Source organism: Nitrospira sp. (assembly GCA_029194535.1).
GTDB lineage: Bacteria > Nitrospirota > Nitrospiria > Nitrospirales > Nitrospiraceae > Nitrospira_C.
On sequence record JARFXR010000001.1, the window covers coordinates 1,231,453 to 1,250,903 of the forward strand.

Here is a 19,451-nt window from a genome sequence, read left to right on the forward strand (position 1 = left end):
ACTCAGCGCGGTGAGTGAAAGTGCCGGTAGCTCGTGATCGGGAGCGGCCGCAGGCCTTCGGCCGACCGGGCCAGAATGCCGAAGCGCGCCGGCCTGATCGTTCCGATCTTCGTCAGGTGGAATCCCTTTCGCCGCGCCGTTCGTTCGAGCCGCCCGCACAGCCGTACTGGCGTCGTGAACAAGAGTTCGTAGTCTTCGCCTCCGGCGAGCGCCATCCGGACCGGATCCGACCCGGTCGCCTCCGCATACGCCAGAGCAGCAGGCGACAGGGGGAGCGAGGTCGTGTCGATCTCCGCGCCGACCCGGCTTTCTTCGCAGAGGTGCCGGATGTCTCCCGAGAGACCGTCCGACAGGTCGATGGCCGCGGTCGCAAGCCGTTCTGTCGCGAGCCATCGGCCCGCGTCCACACGGGGGTCCGGCCGCAGATGCCGCTTGAGCAAAAACTGCCGCCGCCGGGAGGATAGGGTCTTGACCCGAGACCTCCGGCGGGTGCGACCGATGCGTTCATTGGCCAAGGCCAGGCCGGCCAGCGAGTCTCCCAGTGTGCCGGTGACATAGATCGCGTCGCCCGTCTTCGCGCCGTTACGCAGCAGCGCCCGTCCTCGTTCCACCATCCCTGTGGCGGTCACGCCGATGAACCAGCCGCCGGTCGACGCGGAGGTGTCTCCCCCGATCACCAGGACATGATGCGGCCGGCAGGCCGCCGTGATGCCTCGATACAGCTCCCGCACCTGACGGCTGGTCGCGCTGTCGGGAAGGGCCAAGGCGATCAGCAGGTACTTCGGTGCGCCGCCCATTGCCGCGATGTCGCTCAAGTTCGCCGCAGCGCTGCGGAAGCCGATGTCGAGCAAGGTGGCCGTCCGTCGATCGAAGTGCACCCCTTCGACGAGGAGGTCGGTCGTCAGCAGCATGTCGAAGCCGGGCGGACCCGCCGTTACGGCCGTGTCGTCGCCGATGCCGCGTCGTAGTGATGCGTCGCGGCCTGCACAGAGCCGGCGGAGCGAGCGGATCAGGTCGAATTCACGGAGCGAAGCGCGTGCCTTGCGCCCGGCCGGCAATGCCATGCTAGCGCGGCGGTCGCGATCCGGCCGAGACGCCGGAGTGGACGCCGACCGACCGGCCGGTTCGTTTGTGGGTCATCGCGGCGGCCTGCGGCTTGCGCGGCTGTTCCCGTGGCGACTGGGGTGTCTTCGACGTGCGGAAGGTTTTGACCGGCTTGCGCAGCGCGACCTTCATGACCTCGTCCATTGTGTCGGCGAAGACGAGCTGGATGCCCTTCAAGATGTGCTTCGGGATCTCGTCCAGGTCCTTCCGGTTCCGTTTCGGCAGGATCACGGTCATGAGCTTCGCCCGCTTGGCCGCGAGAATCTTCTCCTTGAGCCCGCCGATCGGCAGCACGCGCCCGCGCAGCGTAATCTCGCCGGTCATGGCCAGGTCGCGCCGGGCCGGGATCTGCGCCATGGCGGAAGCGATCGCCGTGGCCATGGTGATGCCGGCGGACGGCCCGTCTTTCGGAATCGCCCCGGCCGGCACGTGGATATGGAGGTCCTGCTTGCTGAACATGTCGGGATTGATGCCGAGGTTTTTCTCCCGCGAACGGACGTAGCTCAGCGCCGCCTGGGCGGACTCTTTCATCACGTCCCCCAGATGCCCGGTGAGGGTCAGGGCTCCCTTGCCCTTCATGATGGTGGCTTCGATATAGAGGACGTCGCCCCCGGATTCTGTCCAGGCCAGACCGGTGGCCACGCCGATTTCGTCCTTTTCCAATTCGGCTTCCGGCACGAACTTCGGCACGCCCAAGTACTTGTGCAGGTTGCCGGGATTGACCGGAAAGCCCAGGCCCTTGCCCTCAGCGACCTTCTTGGCCACCTTCCGCATCACGTTGGCGATCTCGCGCTCGAGGTTCCGGACGCCGGCCTCCCTCGTATAGTGCATGATGATCTGCCGGATGGCCGGCTCCGAGATCTTGATGTGCTTCTCGGTGATCCCATGCTCGCTGAGCTGGCGCGGGATCAGATACTTCTGCGCGATGCCCAGCTTTTCCTCCTCGGTGTAGCCGGGGATCTCGATGATTTCCATTCGGTCTCGTAGCGCGGGAAGGATCGGATCGATCAGGTTCGCGGTTGTGATGAACATCACTTCCGTCAGGTCGAACGGCACGCCGAGATAATGGTCCGTAAAGGAGCTGTTCTGTTCCGGGTCCAGCACTTCCAACAGGGCGGCCGAGGGATCTCCGCGGAAGTCCATGCCGACCTTGTCGATCTCGTCGAGCATGAAGACCGGATTGCTTGTTCCGGCCTGTTTCATGCCCTGGATCATGCGGCCCGGCAGCGCGCCGACGTAGGTGCGGCGGTGGCCGCGGATCTCCGCCTCGTCCCGCACTCCGCCCAGGCTGATCCGGACGAACTCGCGTCCCAGCGCTCGGGCGATGGACTTGCCGAGCGAGGTCTTGCCCACGCCGGGAGGACCGACGAAGCAGAGAATCGGGCCTTTCATCTTCTCTTTCAACTTGCGGACGGCCAGATACTCGAGGATCCGTTCCTTCACCTTTTCCAGATCGTAATGGTCGTCGTTCAAGACCTTGGCCGCGGCCTTCAGATCGAGGTTGTCCTTCGACTTTTTCGACCAGGGCAGCTCGACCATCCATTCGAGATAGGTGCGGACGGTCGCGGATTCCGCGGTGTCGGGGTGCATTTTCTCCAGCCGCTTGAGTTGCTTCTCGGTCTCTTTGAGGACCTTCTCCGGCATCTTGGCTTCTTTGACGCGCTTGCGGAACTCGGCGATCTCCTCCGTCCGCTCGTCCAGCTCGCCCAGCTCCTTCTGGATCGCCTTGAGCTGCTCCCGCAGGAAATACTCGCGCTGCGTCTTGTCCATTTCGCCTTTGGCCTGGGCTTGGATCTTCTGCTGCATGGACAGCACGTCGATTTCCTTCGAGAGGATCTCGCTCACATTGCGCAGCCGCTTCACGGGATCGGTGATCTCGAGTACCGCCTGCGTCACTTCGACCTTGAGGCCGAGGTTGGAAGCGACCATGTCGGCGAGTCGGGCCGGATCCTCCAGGTTCTCGATGACGACCATCACGTCGGGGATCAGCACTTTGCCCAGGCTCACGATCCGCTCGATCTGCTCCTTGACGGTGCGCATGACCGCCTCGGTTTCCAACGTCGAGCCGGCGACCTTCGCTTCGGACAGTTTTTCGATCCGCACGGAATAGTAGGGATCGGTCTGGATGTAGCCGGAGATCTTGGCCTTGGAGATGCCCTGCACGAGAATTTTGATGCGCTCGTCCGGCAGCTTGAGCATCCGCATGATGATGCCGACCGTGCCGATCGCGTGGATGTCGTCCGGCGTGGGGTTTTCTACGTCGAGCGCCTTCTGGGTCGCGAGGAAGATCATGCGATTTCCGGCCAGGGCCGCTTCAATCGCCTTGATCGACATGTCCCGCCCGACGAAGAGGGGAAGGACCATGTACGGGAAGACGACGATGTCGCGCACAGGAAGCAGCGGCAGCTGGTCGGGGATCTCGACGTTTTGCGGCGGAGTCAGTTCCTGCTCGATTGAATCGCTCATGGATGTGGTCTCTATGGTGCCGTGCGTTCTCGACTATGGTAGCTCAGGTCTGGTGGAGCAATCGGCGGCGCGGTCAGCCCTTGCGGGCGCGGGGTCGGCGCTGTCCCTTCCGGGGCGTCATCCGCGCGTGAAGGTAGTCGGCGAATTCCGAGCCGAGTGCGGGGTTCTTCAACGCGAACTCCACCGTCGCGATGAGGAAGCCCAGCTTGTCGCCGGCGTCGTACCGCTGCCCTTGGATCTCCAAGGCGTACATCGGCTGGGCGCGCGCCAGCTCCTTCAGGGCGTCCGTGAGCTGGATCTCGCCGTTCTTGCCGGGTCTGGTCTTTCGCAGGATCGGAAACACCTCCGGAGGCAGCACGTACCGGCCGATGACGGCGAGGTTCGACGGCGCGTCCGCGGGCGACGGCTTCTCGACCACGTCGAGCACCCGGTGCAGTCCGGTGGCGAGCTTTCCCGGAGAGACGATGCCGTAGCGGTTCACTTCCTGGTGGGGGACCTCCTGGACTCCGAGCACCGCGCCGTTCCGGCGCTTGTAGGTGTGGATGAGCTGGGCCAGCCCGGGCACTTGGGCGTCGATGATCTCGTCGCCGAGGATGACGGCGAACGGCTCGTCGCCGATCAGCCGTTGCGCGCAGAGCACCGCATGCCCCAAGCCGAGCGCTTCGGATTGCCGGACGTAGCAGAAGTTGGCCAGATTGGAGATGTGCCGCATCTGGCTGAGCAGCTGGGCTTTGCCGTTGCCCTTGAGATTTTCTTCCAATTCAACCGAACGGTCGAAGTGGTCTTCGATGGCCCGCTTGCCCCGGCCCGTCACCACGATGATGTCTTCGATGCCGGAGGCGACGGCTTCTTCCACCGCGTACTGGATCAGCGGCTTGTCGACCAGCGGTAACATTTCCTTGGGCGAGGCCTTGGTGGCGGGGAGGAATCTGGTGCCCATTCCCGCGGCGGGAATGATGGCCTTGCGGACGTTCGAACGCGACATGAGTTGATAGTATGTGATGGGGTAGGTGAAGTCAAGAAATGCGTCATCGGCGCGGGCCGCGCGCCGCGACGAGCCGACCGGCCCAAACCGCTTTACATTGAAATACTTGCTTCATATAATCCATCAGTTTTGCGCGGAACGTTCGTGAGGGTGCGTCGGCGCCGAACACATCGGCTTCTCAGCTCAGTTACCTTCATGGCCGCCGTCAGCAATGGTTTTGGATCGACGTTGCCTGCGACGGAAGCCCCGACACAGGTTGCCGTTACACGTTCGAGCCCGGTGGAGTGTGCGCTGATCGCGTCGGTCGTCTATGCATGGAGCATCACATCAGTGAGGGAGGGGCTCGCAGCCGATTCAACCTGGCTCCTGCTGGTCGCTCTGCTGTGCGGCGTCGCGCTGGCGGTCGAAGTTCTAGCCCAGTCGAACGGGATCAAAGTCACCTCGATCGACGTTCGCGGGAACAAGAAGATCGAGCTGCAAGCCATAGCCGGTCGGCTCACGCTGAAGGTGGGCGACCCCTACACGCCGGAGAACGTCCGCGGGCAGATCAAGATCCTGTACGATACCGGCTACTTCGAGGACGTTCAGGTCGAGACGGAATCCGTGGCGGAGGGCATCGGACTCACGTTCCTGGTGCGCGAGAAACCGTTCATCACGGAGATCGTCTTCGACGGGAACGAGGAGCTGAGCGACGACAAGCTGAAGGAAAAGATCACCATCAAGAACCAGGCGTTCCTCGACCAGCAACAGGCCAAGGAGAGCGCCGAGAAGGTTCGCTTGGCGTACCAGGAAGACGGGTTCTTCGATTGCCAAGTCATCCCTGTCGTGCAGACCCTCGACGAAGATCGCAAGCGGCTGACGTTCTTCGTCAAGGAGGGCGAGAAGGCCAAAGTGAAGACGGTGAACTTCGAGGGGCTGCGCGCGGCGACCAAGGACGAGATGTTCAAAGTGATGGCGACCCGGGAATGGGTGCCCTGGTACGGTCTGGTCACCCAGCTCAAGCTGCCGTCCTTTGTCTCCGATGCCGGGGTGCTGAAGCGCGAGGAAATGAACAACGACGTCGAGCGCATCAAGGAGATCCTGCTCAACCGCGGCTATCTCAACGCCCAGGTCGGCCTGCCGGCGGTCGAGCTGAGCGAGGACAAGAAATGGTTCAACGTGACCTATCCCATCGTCGAAGGGGAACCGTTCACGGTGGCTGAGGTTGCGTTCCGCGGCAACACGGTGTTCGAGGAGCCGGAGCTGCGCGAGAAACTGAAAATCAAAGAGGGGGAAATTTTCCAGCGCCAGAAGATCCGGGACGAGGTCACCCGGCTGACCGACTTGTACGGCAGCAAGGGCTACGCCTTCGCCGACGTCGTGCCCAACGTCACGCCAAGACCGGAAGAACGGACCGCCGTCATCACCCTGAACATCAGGGAAGGCGAGATGATGCGGATCCGGCAAATCAACATCAACGGCAACGAGAAGACCAAGGACAACGTCATCCGGCGCGAGCTGCGCGTGGACGAGCAGGACGTCATCGACACACCGTCTCTCAAGCGCAGTTTCCAGCGGCTGAATAACCTCAATTTCTTCGAGACCGTCGAAATCCTGCCCCAGCAGGTGGACGCGGATAAGGTGGACCTCAACGTGCGGGTCAAGGAGAAGGCGACGGGGCAGTTCAGCGTCGGCGGCGGGTTCAGCACCCTGGACCGGCTGGTGGCCATCGCCGACATCACCGAAGGCAACATCGGCGGCAACGGCTGGATGGGCCGAATCCGCGGCCAGCTCGGCCAGCAGCGCACCCTCGGCCTGATCACCTTCCGGAATCCGTACCTGAACGATTCACTTACGTCCATGCAGCTGGACGTCTTCCGGAGCATGACGAACTACATCACCTATTTCGAGCGAAAGGCCGGTGCGAGCATCACGTTCGGCCGGTGGCTCTCGGAGTACGTGACGGGGAGCTTCAGTCTCGTGGCGGAGCAGCTCAATTTCAGCGATCCGATCGCCGGCGCCCCGGAAGTGGTGCTGCAGCAGTTGGGGACCCAGACGACGACGGGGTTCCGCACCTCGCTCGCGCGGGATACCAGAGACTACTATCTCGATCCGCGAACCGGATGGCGCACGAGCGTCGGCTTCGACCTGGGTACGCCGTACCTGGGCGGCACCAACAATTTCATCAAGTACTTCGTGGATGTGATTAAATACACCCCGTTGCCGATGGACACGCGATTCTCCTTCCGTGCGCGGTACGGCGCCGCCGAGGGGCTCCACGGCAAGCCTGTTCCGCTGACGGAGCTCTTCTTCGTCGGAGGCATCAACACGATGCGCGGTTTTGTGTTCGGCCGGGCGGGACCCGTGACCGAAAGCGGATCGCTCTTGGGCGCCGCACGCGAGCTGATTTTTAACAACGACTTCATTTTCACGATCTCGTCGGAGGCCAAGCTGAACGGCGTCATCTTTTTCGACTATGGAAAAGGGTTTGCCGCCGGCGAACAGGTGTCGTTCGATCTCCGGCCTGCCGCAGGCCTCGAAGGGCGGTGGATCTCGCCGTTCGGCCCGCTACGCGCGGCCTACGGCATCAATCTCGATCCCAGGCCGGGCGAGCGCAAGGGAGTGTTTGAGTTCACCATCGGCTCTCTATTCTAGTCTAGGCAAAAGGAACACGCGACATGTCTACTATCCTCCCGCACAGATTGTGCCGAGTACAGGCGGCGTTGCTGCTCTGCCTGGCCGTCTCCATCGGCTCGATTGCCGGATGCGCCAGCACGAAGATCGAAGGACGAATCGGCCTCGTCGATCCGACCAAGCTGCTCAACGAATCGAACGCCGGCAAGAAGGCCAAGGACACGCTGACCACCTTCTCCAAGAGCCGCCAGGCGCTGATCGAGATCGAGGAAAAGGAACTCCGGCGGATGGAAGAGGACTTCATCAAGCAGGCGAGCGTGCTGAGTCCGGCCGCCAAGAACGAGCGGGAGCAGATCTTCCGGCGGCGCATGGCCGAGTATCAGCAAAAGGCCGGGGAGCTCAACCGCGAGGTCCAGGAAAAGCAAAAGGATGTGCTTGACGGATTTCGCGACAAGGTGGAGATCGTGGTCGGCAAGGTGGCGAAGCGGCACGGCCTCCAGGTCGTGATCGACAAGGGCAAGGGCGGTCCGGCCATCTATGGGGAACCTGAGCTGGACATCACCGGCGAAGCGATCGAAGAATTCAACCGCGTCTACCCGTGAGCGGCGGGACGAGCGTGAGACGGACAAGCGAGAGGAGGAGTATTTCATGAGCATCGGATGGGGCACACTGTTGACGGTGATGGTCGCGGCCATGGCGGCCGCGCCGGTCTGGGCGGCCGAGTCGTTGCGGGTGGCCGTGATGGACCAGCAGGTCGTCATCGAAAAATCGAAGGCGGGCAACCGCGCGATGGAGGAGCTGAAGGCCTACTCCGCGACCCGGCAGAAGATCATCAATTCCGACGATCAGGAGTTGAAGGAGCTGGAGCAGTCGATCCAGGATCCCAACATGAGCGACCAGGCCAAGCAGGAGAAGCAGGGCCAATTCCAGGCGAAGATCGAGGCCTACCAGCGGCGGCTGGCCGACTTCAACCGGGAGATCCAGCAAAAGCAGCGGGAAACGGTCGCCGAATATGCCAAGAAGGTCGAGGACGCCGCCCGTGTCGTCGCGCAGCGCGAAGGGTATGTCGCCATCATCGACAAGGGAACTGAGGGGGCGATCCGGATCGTCATCTATCACCAGCCGGCGCTGGACTTGACCGATCAAGTGGTGAAGGAATTCGACAAGCAGAATAAATAGCAGAATAAATAGGGGATGAGGCGATCGTGTAGAAAGAGCGGGTCCCGCACTGCCATCTATAATAACTATCCGCTCGCATTTGATCGAGGCGAGCGGCTCAAGCGAAGCTTGGTATGGAGGATGCGACGATGTCCGTAATGGAACAGGCCGACATTCAAGCGCTCTTGCCGCACCGGTATCCGTTTCTTCTGGTCGACCGGGTGTTGGAGCTGGACCCGGACCGGCGGATCGTGGGAATCAAGAACGTCACGATCAACGAACCGTTTTTCCAGGGTCACTTCCCCGGCCGGCCGGTGATGCCGGGGGTGCTGATTCTCGAGGCGATGGCCCAGGTCGGCGGGCTGCTGGCGTTCAAGTCGATGGGCCAGAGCAAGCGGCCCGTGGTGTATCTCACCGGGGTGGACGGAGCGAAGTTCCGCAAGCCCGTAGTGCCGGGCGACCGGCTGCGGTTCGAGATCGACGTCGTGAAGAAACGGGCGCCGTTCTGGAAGATGCAGGGGAAGGCGTTCGTGGAGACCGAACTGGTCTGTGAAGCGGAAGTGACCGCCATGGTGACCGAGGAGCAGGCGCCGACGTGAATCGTTCCACGTGCGTCAGGGAGCCGGGGCTCAGCCCGTGCGTGATCAAGAATGTGCGAGTGACGATCAACGTCGACTGGAGGTAGCGCGTGCAGATTCATCCACAAGCCATCGTTCATCCCAAGGCGAAACTGGCCGCCGACGTGGTCGTCGGCCCCTTCTGCGTCGTCGGCGAGCATGTGACCATCGGGAAGGGCACGACGCTCTTCTCCCACGTCAGCGTCGAAGGGTGGACGCAGATCGGCGAACGCTGCGAGCTGCATCCCTTCGTCTCGGTCGGAAGCCCGCCGCAGCATCTGCAGTACAAGGGGGAGCCGACCCGGGTCGTCATCGGAGACGACAACATCCTCCGCGAATACGTGACCGTCAACCGGGCCACCATCCAGGGCGGCGGCGAGACGACCATCGGCTCCAACAATTTTCTCATGGCCTACGTGCACGTGGCGCACGATTGCCATCTGGGCAGCCATCTTATTCTGGCCAATGCGGCGAGTTTGGCCGGCCACATCACCATCGGCGACCATGCGATCATCGGCGGCCTGAGCGGCATCCATCAGTACGTGCGCATCGGGGCCTATTCGATGGTGGGCGGCTGTTGCGCCTTGGGGCAGGACCTGCCCCCCTTCATGCGGGCCGCGGGAGGCTATCGCGCGCGGATGTACGGGCTCAACTCCGTCGGCCTCCGCCGGCACGGCTTCTCGGCCGACCGGATCTCCGTGCTCAAGCGGGCCTATGACTTGCTGTTCCGGTCCGGCCACCGGACCGCCGAAGCGGCGAAGCTCGCGAAGACGGAATTCAACGATCAGCCGGACGTCATGACCGTGCTGGCGTTTCTCGAGGGCACCAAGCGAGGCATCTGCCGTTCGGTCGTCCACGGGCAAGAGTCGGAGGACATGTGACCAAGACGCCGGAACTCCGGGACGGCGAGCGGCTCGGGCTCATCGCCGGCAACGGCCGTTTTCCGATCATCTTTGCCGACAACGCCAGGAAGCTCGGGTATCACATCTCCGCGGTTGCGCACGAAGGCGAGACGGATCCCGCCCTGGCCGAGCACGTGGACCGGATCCATTGGATCAAGATCGGGCAGCTGAACAAGCTGATCAAGGCATTTCAGGGCGACCAGGTCCGGCAGGCGGTCATGCTGGGCGGGATCAAGAAGACCCATGTGTTCACCACTGTGCGGCCAGATTTCCGCGCGCTCGCGCTCGCCGCCCGACTCGCCCTCTGGAAGGACGACGATATCCTGCGCGAAATCGCCAAGGAGCTCGAGCGTGAAGGGATTTCCATTTGCGAGTCGACGTTCGGACTGGACGGCATTCTGGCGGAAGAGGGGACGTTGACCACGCGCGAACCGGACTCGAAACAGTGGGAGGACATCCGCTACGGATGGGATGTGGCCCAGGAGATCGGCCTTCTGGATATCGGCCAGTGCGTGGTGATCAAGGACCGGGTGGTCGTGGCGGTCGAGGCGGTCGAGGGAACGGACGAAGCGATCAGGCGCGGCGGACAGCTGGCGAAGGAAGGGGCCGTCGTCGTGAAGCGGTGCAAGCCGCAGCAGGACTTACGGTTCGACCTGCCCGCCGTCGGCCCGCGGACGATCGAAGTGATGGCGGCGGTCAAGGCTTCGGTGCTGGCGGTGGAAGCGGGCCGGACGATCCTCCTGGACCGCGAGCAGATGTTGCAGCAGGCCCAGAAGTCCCGCATCGTCGTGGTCGGACTGGCGACCACGGGACCGAACGGAGGCGAGCAGGCGACATGAATCCCTTGCGGGCCGGCGTGATCGGCGTGGGCCATTTGGGACAGCACCACGCGCGTCTCTATGGAGCGATTCCCGGTTCGCAGCTGGCCGGCATCGTGGACCTCTCGCCCGACCGAGCCAAGGTCATCGCCGACAAGCTGGGCACCAGAGTCTTTCCCGACCTCGGCGAACTCCTGTCTCAGGTTGACGTCGTGAGCGTGGCCGTCCCGACCTCGGCGCACCATGCGGTGGTCAAGGCCTGTCTGTCGGCGGGCAAGCACGTGCTGGTGGAAAAGCCGATCGCCGTGACTTCGACGGAGGCCCAGGAACTGGTCGCGCTGGCCGAACAGCGGGGCCTCTGTCTTCAAGTGGGCCATAGCGAGCGCTTCAATCCCGTCATGGAGGTGATGCGGCCGCACATCGGCCGTCCCGCTTTCATCGAATGTCACCGGCTCAGCAGCTTCAGTGATCGAGGCACCGATGTGGACGTGGTGCTCGATCTGATGATCCACGACCTGGACATGGTTCTGTCGTTCAACCCCGGTCCCGTCGAAGAAGTGCGGGCGGCCGGGGTGCCGGTGCTGTCGTCCACCGTGGACATCGCCAATGCCAGGATCCAGTTCAAGGGCGGGTGCGTGGCCAACCTCACCGTCAGCCGGGTCTCGACCAACAAGATGCGCCGGTTCCGGGTCTTTCAGCGCGACAGTTACGTGTCGATCGATTTTCAGACGCGCCAGGGCATGGTGTGCCGCCGGGAGCAGCAGGGAGGACCCAGGCCTTCCATCGTCGTCCAGCAGATGCAAGGAGGGGACGAGGAGCCGCTGAAGCTGCAACTGGCGTCCTTTCTCGAATCCGCGAGGACCGGCAGGCGTCCGATCGTGTCCGGTGAGGACGGCGCGCTCGCGCTGGATCTGGCGCACCAGGTATTGAAAGCGATCGAAGCGTTCACTGAACGCCACCAAGTCGAGAAAGGTTGAGGTTGACCTTTCTACCATGGCGCGCATTCTGATCGTGACCGGCGAAGCCTCCGGTGATCTGCACGGAGCCAACCTCGCGAAGGAGGTGCTCTCGCTGGATCCTTCGGCCCGATTGGTCGGCATCGGCGGCGCCGGCATGAAAGCCGCGGGCGTGGCGCTGATTCCGGGAGTGCCGCAACTCGACGTGATGGGCCTGGTCGGCCTCTCGGCGGTGCGGGCGATCGTCCAGCGGATCCGCGCAATCAGGCGCGTGCTGCGTTCCGAACGCTGGGATCTGGTGGTGTTGATCGACAATCCCGCCTTGAACCTTCATTTTGCGCGGATCGCCAAGGCCGCCGGACAGAAGGTACTCTATTATGTCGCTCCACAGATCTGGGCCTGGCGGCCACGCCGGATCAACTGGATCCAACGGCGGGTCAACCACGTCGTGGTCATCCTGCCGTTTGAGGAGGAGATCTACCGCCGGGCCGGCATCCGCTGCACCTACGTCGGCCATCCGCTGCTGGATGCGGTGGCCGCACAGTACGATCGACCGGCGTTGCGCCGGCGGTTTGGATTGGACCAGGAAGCCCCGGTCGTCGGGCTCCTGCCGGGAAGCCGGGTCGCCGAAGTCGAACTGCTCATGCCGGTGCTGTTGAAGGCGGCCGCCGAGCTCCTCGCCCGCAATCCGAAGACGCAGTTCATCCTTGCGCAGGCCTCGTCGATCCAGGACGCGCTGATCCAGGAACGACTGCATGGCAGTTCCATCCCGGTGACCGTGGTACGGGACCAGTCCAGCGAAGTCATGGCCGCTTCGGATATATTATGGATCGCCTCCGGCACCGCGACCCTGCAGGCGGCCGTGGTCGGGACTCCGATGGTCCTGCTGTACAAGACCACGTTGCCCACGTACTTGCTGGCGCGCTGCCTGATCAGGGTCCGGTGGATCGGCCTGGTGAATCTCATCGCCGGCCGGTCGGTGGTCCCTGAACTCATTCAGGACGAAGCGACGGCCGAACGGCTGATCCGGGAGACCGACCGCCTGGCGAACGATCGGCGGGCATACGGCGAGATGAAGGACAGCCTGCGGCAGGTGCATCGCGCGTTGGGAGAACCGGGCGCGTCCAGGCGGGCCGCTCGGGTGGTGTTGGACGAATGTCGAGTTTAGACCGGTTCAGGCGGTTGGTCCGGTACCTCAAGCCGTACCGGCTGCGGTTGCTCGCGGCCTTCGTCTGCTCCGCCCTTGTGGCGGTGTTTTCCGGAGCCTACGCCTGGCTGGTGAAGCCGGTGCTGGACGAGATCTTCATCAACAAGAACGAAGGGCTGCTGCTCGCGCTGCCGCTCGCGCTGTTCCTCGTGTCGGTCCTCAAGAGCGCGTTCAACTACGGTCAGAACTACCTCATGAACTACGTCGGCAACCAGGTGATCACCGACATCCGTCAGGAACTGTTCGGGAAGATGATTCGCCTGCCGGTCGGTTTCCATGATACGAATACGTCCGGGCGCCTGGTGTCGCGCGTCGTCAACGACGTGACGCTCATGGCCAACGCGGTGGCCGGCGTTTTAAAAGATATTTTCCAGCAGGGTCTCACCTTCCTCGCGATGCTCGGCGTGATCTTCTACCAGAACTGGCAGCTCGCCGGCCTCTCGATCGTCGTCATTCCGCTCGCCGTCGTGACCATGGTGCGCATGGGCAAGCGCCTGCGCGCGCTCGCCGCGAGCGGCCAGGAGCGGATGGGGGACATGGCGTCTACGTTGCAGGAGACGTTGGCGGGCATCCGCATGGTCAAGGCCTACGGTCGGGAGGAGGCGGAGGCGCAGCGGTTCAAGGACAGCAACAAGGCGTTCCTGAACACGACGATGAAGGCCATCCAGGTGTCCTCGCTCGGCTCGTCGCACATGGAAGTGATCGGTGTGGTCGGCGTCGCGGCGATCGTCTGGTACGGCGGCTACCTCGTCATCAGCGGCGCCATGACGCCCGGTTCGTTCTTTTCCTTTCTGACGGCGATGTTCATGGCCTACACGCCGATCCGGAGGCTGTCCGGGTCCAACAACACGATCCAACAGGCGCTGGCGGCGGCCGAGCGAGTCTTCAGTGTCATCGATCTTCAGACGGAGCAGGAAATCGAGCGGGGCCGGCTGGTGCTGCCTCCGATCACCCGGTCCGTGGCCTATGAGGACGTGACGTTCCATTACGAAGGGCAGAGCGTGCCCGCTCTCACCGGCATCGACCTGACCATCCGTGCCGGTGAAATGGTCGCCATCGTCGGTAGCAGCGGGAGCGGCAAGACCACGCTCGTGAATCTGCTGCCCCGTTTCTACGAGCCGACGACCGGCCGTATTCTCATCGACGGCATCGATATCCAGTCCTACACGCTGGCGTCGCTGCGTGCGCAGATCGGCATCGTGTCGCAGGATGTCGTCCTGTTCGACGATTCCGTCCGCACCAACATCGCCTTTGGACGGCGGGACGCCACCGACGAGCAGATCGCGATGGCAGCCACGCAGGCCTACGCGCACGATTTCATCGAGCGGCTTCCCCAGAGTTACCGCACGGTGGTCGGAGAGAAGGGCGTCAAGCTCTCGGGCGGCGAGCGGCAGCGGCTGGCCATCGCCCGCGCCATTCTCCGGGATCCGCCGCTGCTGATTCTCGACGAAGCGACGTCGGCGCTCGACACGGAATCGGAGCGCGTCGTCCAACTCGCCCTGGCAAACCTGATGCAACACCGCACCACGGTCGTGATCGCGCACCGGTTGTCCACCATCCAGCGTGCGGACCGCATCGTCGTGCTCAGCCGGGGGAGAATCGTCGAGGTCGGGACCCATGAGGAACTGCTCCGCCGCGGCGGCCACTATCAACGGCTGCATGCGATGCAGTTCCAGGATGTGCCCCTTGAGTAGCGCCGCGGGCAAACGGCTCGAACGGTGGGTCAAGTTGTCGGTCGTCCCTCCGGTCGGCGCCTGGGTCATCCGATGCCTCGGCCGGTCCATGCGCATCGAGAGCCAAGGGCATGAAGCGGCCGACCAGCTGTATCAAGCCGGCACGCGCGCCATCTTCGCGTTCTGGCACGCGCGCCAGCTCCTGATGCCGTTCGCCTACCGCGGTGAGCGGGCGCACGTGCTCATCAGCCAGCATCAGGACGGGGAGATCATCGCGCGCATCGTCGAACGCTTCGGCTTCCTTGCCGTGAGGGGCTCGAGCACCAGAGGCGGCGTGGAGGCGTTGCGCGAACTGATCCGTCTGGGGCATTCAGGCGCGGATTTGGTCGTGACGCCTGATGGCCCGAAAGGTCCGGCGCAGGTGGCGAAGATCGGCGTCATCCAGTTGGCCAGGGCGACCGGGTTGCCGATCGTGCCGATCACCGCGGCCTGCTCAAAAAAAAACTCTTCGCGAGCTGGGATCGGTTCATGCTCCCCTGGCCTTGGTCGCGCGGGCTCTTTCTGTGGGGCGGGCCGCTCTGGGTGTCCCGCGCGGCAGGCCCGGAGGAGCTTGAAGCGAAGCGGGTGGAACTGGAGGTCGCGCTGAACCGGCTTACCGTCGAAGCCGATGAAGCCGTGCTCCGTCAGCCGCCACGCGTCAACCGACGGTCGTAGCAGGGTCGCGACCGAGGCGATAGGCACGATCGGCGCATGACGATTGACGCATGACGAGTCGTCTAATGTGGTACCTCCTTTACAATTCGCTGCTCCTGCTCGCCGCGCCCGTCATCCTGTGCCTGTTGCTGGCCAAGCAACGTTGCCGGCGCGGGTTGCCGCAGCGCTTCGGCTTCACGCCGCCGCCGATCCGGCCGGACGGACGGCCGCTCGTCTGGATCCATGCGGTCTCGCTGGGCGAAGTGGTCGCGGTGACCCCGCTCGTCAAGGAATTGCACCGCCGGCATCCGGACCACCGATTCGCCGTATCGACCGTCACCGAAACAGGCCGCGAGGCGGTGGAGCAGCGGCTGGGCGGAGTGGCCGAGCACTGTTATGCGCCGCTCGATTTTCCGTGGGTTGTCTCAGGGATGATCGACCGGTTGCGTCCCGCACTCTATCTGTTCGTAGAAACCGAGCTCTGGCCGAATCTTCTCCGACGCCTGCACCGGGCCGGCATTCCCACGGTGCTGGTCAATGGGAGGCTTTCGAGCCGGTCCTTCGCCCGTCAGCAGTGGGAGCCCGTACGGTCGTTCTACCGCTCGATGCTCGAAACCTTGAGCCTCTGCCTGATGCAGTCGGACCGGGATGCGGAACGGATCGTCGCACTCGGAGCGGACGCCAACGTGGTGAAACGAACCGGGAACATCAAGTTCGATCAACCAGTTCCGGAGTCGACGGACAGCCGGTCGGTCCGCGTGAGTTTGGGATTGCGGGAGGACGAGCAGTTGATCGTCGCCGGAAGCACGCATCCGGGCGAAGAGGAAGCGCTCGTGGATGCCTATCGATCCGTCGTCGCGCGCCATCCGTCGGTGCTGTTGCTCCTGGCGCCCCGACACATCGAACGGGCCGAACAGGTGGAGGCGATGCTGCGCGCGCGCGGATTGCCGGTGCGGCGACGGACCGCCATGAAGGGGAATCGACAGGAGGCCTGGTCGGGACCGCGCGCCATCCTGCTGGATTCGCGTGGCGAATTGGCTGCGTTGTACCGGGAAGCCGCGGTCGCCTTCGTCGGCGGCACGCTCGTGCCGGTGGGAGGCCACAACCTGCTCGAGCCGGCCCTGTGGGGCAAGCCGGTGCTCTTCGGTCCCTACACGGACCATTGCGCTGAGATCGCGGGGTTGCTGTTGGAGGCGGGCGGAGGCCTGCGCGTGACCGGCGAGGAGTTGGCGAACCGGATCGAGCAGCTGCTCGATCGCCCGGACGAAGGCGCGCGCATCGGCGCTGCCGCTCGCTCCGTCGTCGAGCAGAACCGGGGCGCGCTGAAGGCCACGGTTGAGGCGGTGGATGGGTTGCTGTGCGCCGCCTCCGGGCACCGGAAACCGACAGCGGCTCCCGATCAGCTGCCGCTGATGGCCGGACGATAACAGGTTGTGTTCATCCCAGGGTCACAGGTGCGGTGGTGGCTGCTCTGGGCCGGTTGGCTCTACGGCCTGGCGGGGCGGATGCGTGCGGCGCTGTATCTGCGCGGTTGGCTGAGCAGACGGAAACTGCCCGTGCCGGTCGTGAGCGTCGGCAACCTCACGCTCGGAGGGACGGGCAAGACGCCGCTGGTCATCCATTTGGCCGACTGGTTGTCGGGAGAAGGCAAACGGGTCGCGATCTTGAGCCGAGGGTACCGGCGCGCAGGGTCGGCGCCGTTGCTGGTCGTCTCGGACGGCGCGAGCCTGCTGGCTGCTTCGGAAGAGGCGGGGGATGAGCCCTATCTGATGGCGCGACGCTGTCCCGCCGCGGTCGTCGCGGTCGGTGCCGACCGCTACGAGCTCGGCCGCTGGGTCCTGGACCGGTTCCCCGTCGATTACGTTCTGCTCGACGACGGGTTTCAGCATCTCGCCGTGGAGCGCGATGTGGATCTTCTGCTCGTCGATGCGACGGACGCCGACGGTCTGCGCGCGGTGTTTCCGGCCGGCCGGCTCCGCGAGCCGATCGATGCGGCGGCCCGCGCATCCATGATCGTTGTGACCAAGGCGGATCGCGCGGAGCAGGCGGCGGCCGTGGCGGAGTTGCTTCGTCCGGTCACCGCCGCCACGCCTGTGGCACAGGCGGTGTTCCGCCCGGAAGGGCTGGTCTCTGTCACGAGCGGCTCGCAGCAGCCGCTCACCTGGTGCCGGGGCAAGACGGCGGTGCTGTGCAGCGGGATCGCCGATCCTGCCTCGTTCCATGCCATGACGATCCGGCTGGGGATGACACCGCTCGAACATATGATCTATCGGGACCATCATCGCTATACGGGCGAGGACGTGAACCAGGTGCGTGCGAAAGCGGCGGCGACGAAGGCGGACGTGATCGTGACGACTGAAAAGGATGCGGGCAAGCTCGCTCCGCTGCTCACGTCCGCGGACCGCGGGTGGTGGGCCGTCCGCCTCGGGACGAACATCGTCGCGGGCGAGCGGGAGCTCCAAGCCTTGATCGCGAAGGCGTCGGCAGGCAGGACGGGGACGGTACATGCCTGACGGAACACCGAAGAAAGTGCTGGTCCGCGGACCCAACTGGCTGGGCGATGCCGTGATGTGTGAGCCGGCGCTGCGGGGTTTGAAGCGCCTGTGGCCGGGCATGCAGCTGTTTCTGCTGGTCAAGCCGGCGGTCGCGCAGCTCTTCCAGGCGCACCCCGCGATCGACCGGCTGGTCGTCTACGAGGACCGAACCCGTCATGCGGGACTGACGGGCAAGTGGACTCTGGCCGGAGACCTGCGGCGGGAACGGTTCGACCTCGCGGTCCTCTTCCAGAATGCGTTCGAGGCGGCATTCATCACGTTCCTCGCCGGGATCCCCCGGCGGTACGGCTACGCGACCGACGGCCGCAGTGCCCTGCTGACGGAGCCGGTGGCGCCTCCCGATCCCGGCACGTTGGTCCATCAAGTTCACTATTATTGGAATCTGGTGAAGCCCCTCGGTGTGTCCGGCGCGCCGTTCCAGCCGGAGCTCCGGGTCACGCCGGAGGAGGATCAGTCGATGGCCGCGCGACTGATGCAAGCCGGGATCGGCGCGCAGGATCCGGTTATCGGCGTGAATCCCGGCTCCACGTACGGAGGGGCCAAGCGTTGGTTGCCCGAGCGGTTCACGCACGTGGCTGAGCGGCTCGCCAGGCGGCTGGAGGAATCGCAGGGAAAGCCGGCGGCCGTGCTGATTCTCGGCGCGAAAGGGGAGGAGGCGCTCGGGCGGAGCGTCGCCGCCGGCTTGACCGGACGGTCGATGGTCCTATCAGGCGCGACGACGATCCGTGAGTTGATGGCGGCCGTGAAGCGGTGCGGGGTGCTCGTGACCAATGACACGGGTCCGATGCATATCGGCTCGGCGTTCGGTGTGCCGATCGTCGCCGTCTTCGGCCCGACCGACTGGCGGACGACGTCTCCCTCCGGCGCCGGCCATGCCTTGATCCGGCATCCGGTCGAGTGCGCACCCTGCCTCCTGCGCGAATGTCCGATCGATCATCGTTGCATGACCGGGGTGTCGGCCGACCAGGTCTACGAGGCGGCGGCCAAGCTGATCCGCGCTCCCGGCTCCGCTCCTGCAAGGCCGGAGGTGCCGTCGCCGGGCCCGGTTGCGGCGGAGCGGTCCAGCCCTCGGCCTGTCCTCGACGGCGTCACGGTCTTTCTTGATCGGGACGGCACATTGAACGAGGATACAGGCTATTTGAGATCCGCCGCGGAATTGAGGCTCTTGCCCGGTGTGGCGACGAGCCTCGCCAGGCTGAAGGCGGCGGGTGCGCGCCTGGTGGTCGTGACCAATCAATCCGGTGTCGGCCGCGGGTTCTTGAGCCTTAAGGATTTGGAGGCTCTCCACGCGCGGCTGCAGGGCTTGCTGGAGGCGGACGATGCGGCGCTGGACGCCATCTATTTCTGTCCGCATCACCCGGACGACGGATGTCGCTGCCGCAAGCCCGCGCGCGGCATGGTGGATAGGGCCGTGGCCGAGCTGCAGGTCGATCTGCGCCGGTCCTATCTCATCGGCGATCACGCGCGCGACATTCAATTGGCCCACGTCGTCGGCGCGAGATCCGTGCTCCTCGTGCCGGGGCCGATCGATGAGGCGGTCAAGGAGCAGCTCAGGGCCGAGCGGGCGATGCCGGATTTCATCGCGCGGACGATAAGCGAGGCGGCCGAATGGATTCTGACGGATGCGGAATTGCGCGCCGGAACTCCGGCGCAGGCCGGCGAACGGTCGGCCGGATGACGATCGAGCCGGACACTCCGGTGTCT

General features: G+C 64.4%; 16 protein-coding genes. 13 read left to right on the top strand and 3 right to left on the bottom strand.

The window, feature by feature from the left end; all coding sequences use genetic code 11:
* Positions 1-2: 2 nt before the first annotated feature.
* From thiL to galU, 3 genes are all read right to left on the bottom strand, one after another.
* The gene (gene thiL / locus P0111_05635) at positions 3-1,064 is read right to left on the bottom strand and encodes a thiamine-phosphate kinase (protein ID MDF0643490.1); all 1,062 of its coding nucleotides are present in this window, start codon (positions 1,062-1,064) and stop codon (positions 3-5) included.
* A 1-nt stretch (position 1,065) separates the two neighbouring features.
* Positions 1,066-3,570 carry an endopeptidase La gene (lon, locus tag P0111_05640; protein ID MDF0643491.1) on the bottom strand — a complete coding sequence of 835 codons (2,505 nt, stop codon included), beginning with the start codon at positions 3,568-3,570 and terminating at the stop codon, positions 1,066-1,068.
* 73 nt (positions 3,571-3,643) lie between these two features.
* Positions 3,644-4,555, bottom strand: a complete 912-nt coding sequence (gene galU, locus P0111_05645) for a UTP--glucose-1-phosphate uridylyltransferase GalU (protein ID MDF0643492.1) — start codon at positions 4,553-4,555, stop codon at positions 3,644-3,646.
* 195 nt (positions 4,556-4,750) lie between these two features.
* On the opposite strand from galU, the gene bamA reads away from it, so the two are divergent.
* From bamA to waaF, 13 genes are all read left to right on the top strand, one after another.
* Positions 4,751-7,189, top strand: coding sequence for an outer membrane protein assembly factor BamA (gene bamA / locus P0111_05650; protein ID MDF0643493.1), 2,439 nt, complete (start codon positions 4,751-4,753; stop codon positions 7,187-7,189).
* Between the two features lie 23 nt (positions 7,190-7,212).
* Positions 7,213-7,770 (top strand): OmpH family outer membrane protein, encoded by a 558-nt coding sequence (locus tag P0111_05655; protein ID MDF0643494.1) that lies wholly within the window; start codon positions 7,213-7,215, stop codon positions 7,768-7,770.
* A gap of 46 nt (positions 7,771-7,816) precedes the next feature.
* Entirely contained in the window at positions 7,817-8,347 is a 531-nt protein-coding gene (locus P0111_05660) for an OmpH family outer membrane protein (protein MDF0643495.1), read from the top strand.
* A gap of 128 nt (positions 8,348-8,475) precedes the next feature.
* Positions 8,476-8,925 (top strand): 3-hydroxyacyl-ACP dehydratase FabZ, encoded by a 450-nt coding sequence (gene fabZ, locus P0111_05665; GenBank protein MDF0643496.1) that lies wholly within the window; start codon positions 8,476-8,478, stop codon positions 8,923-8,925.
* An 89-nt stretch (positions 8,926-9,014) separates the two neighbouring features.
* Entirely contained in the window at positions 9,015-9,824 is an 810-nt protein-coding gene (gene lpxA, locus P0111_05670) for an acyl-ACP--UDP-N-acetylglucosamine O-acyltransferase (protein ID MDF0643497.1), read from the top strand.
* Positions 9,821-10,684, top strand: a complete 864-nt coding sequence (lpxI, locus tag P0111_05675) for a UDP-2,3-diacylglucosamine diphosphatase LpxI (GenBank protein ID MDF0643498.1) — start codon at positions 9,821-9,823, stop codon at positions 10,682-10,684. The genes lpxA and lpxI overlap by 4 nt, the downstream gene beginning before the upstream one ends.
* Positions 10,681-11,640, top strand: coding sequence for a Gfo/Idh/MocA family oxidoreductase (locus P0111_05680; GenBank protein MDF0643499.1), 960 nt, complete (start codon positions 10,681-10,683; stop codon positions 11,638-11,640). The genes lpxI and P0111_05680 overlap by 4 nt, the downstream gene beginning before the upstream one ends.
* A 16-nt stretch (positions 11,641-11,656) precedes the next feature.
* On the top strand, positions 11,657-12,787 hold the full coding sequence (gene lpxB / locus P0111_05685; GenBank protein MDF0643500.1) for a lipid-A-disaccharide synthase: 1,131 nt from the start codon (positions 11,657-11,659) through the stop codon (positions 12,785-12,787).
* 14 nt (positions 12,788-12,801) lie between these two features.
* Positions 12,802-14,520 (top strand): lipid A export permease/ATP-binding protein MsbA, encoded by a 1,719-nt coding sequence (gene msbA, locus P0111_05690; protein MDF0643501.1) that lies wholly within the window; start codon positions 12,802-12,804, stop codon positions 14,518-14,520.
* Positions 14,513-15,145, top strand: coding sequence for a lysophospholipid acyltransferase family protein (locus tag P0111_05695; GenBank protein ID MDF0643502.1), 633 nt, complete (start codon positions 14,513-14,515; stop codon positions 15,143-15,145). Before msbA ends, P0111_05695 begins: the two co-directional genes overlap by 8 nt.
* A gap of 118 nt (positions 15,146-15,263) precedes the next feature.
* On the top strand, positions 15,264-16,619 hold the full coding sequence (locus tag P0111_05700) for a 3-deoxy-D-manno-octulosonic acid transferase (protein MDF0643503.1): 1,356 nt from the start codon (positions 15,264-15,266) through the stop codon (positions 16,617-16,619).
* A gap of 6 nt (positions 16,620-16,625) precedes the next feature.
* The gene (gene lpxK, locus P0111_05705; protein ID MDF0643504.1) at positions 16,626-17,705 is read left to right on the top strand and encodes a tetraacyldisaccharide 4'-kinase; all 1,080 of its coding nucleotides are present in this window, start codon (positions 16,626-16,628) and stop codon (positions 17,703-17,705) included.
* Positions 17,698-19,425, top strand: coding sequence for a lipopolysaccharide heptosyltransferase II (gene waaF, locus P0111_05710; protein MDF0643505.1), 1,728 nt, complete (start codon positions 17,698-17,700; stop codon positions 19,423-19,425). The genes lpxK and waaF overlap by 8 nt, the downstream gene beginning before the upstream one ends.
* Positions 19,426-19,451 lie beyond the last annotated feature (26 nt).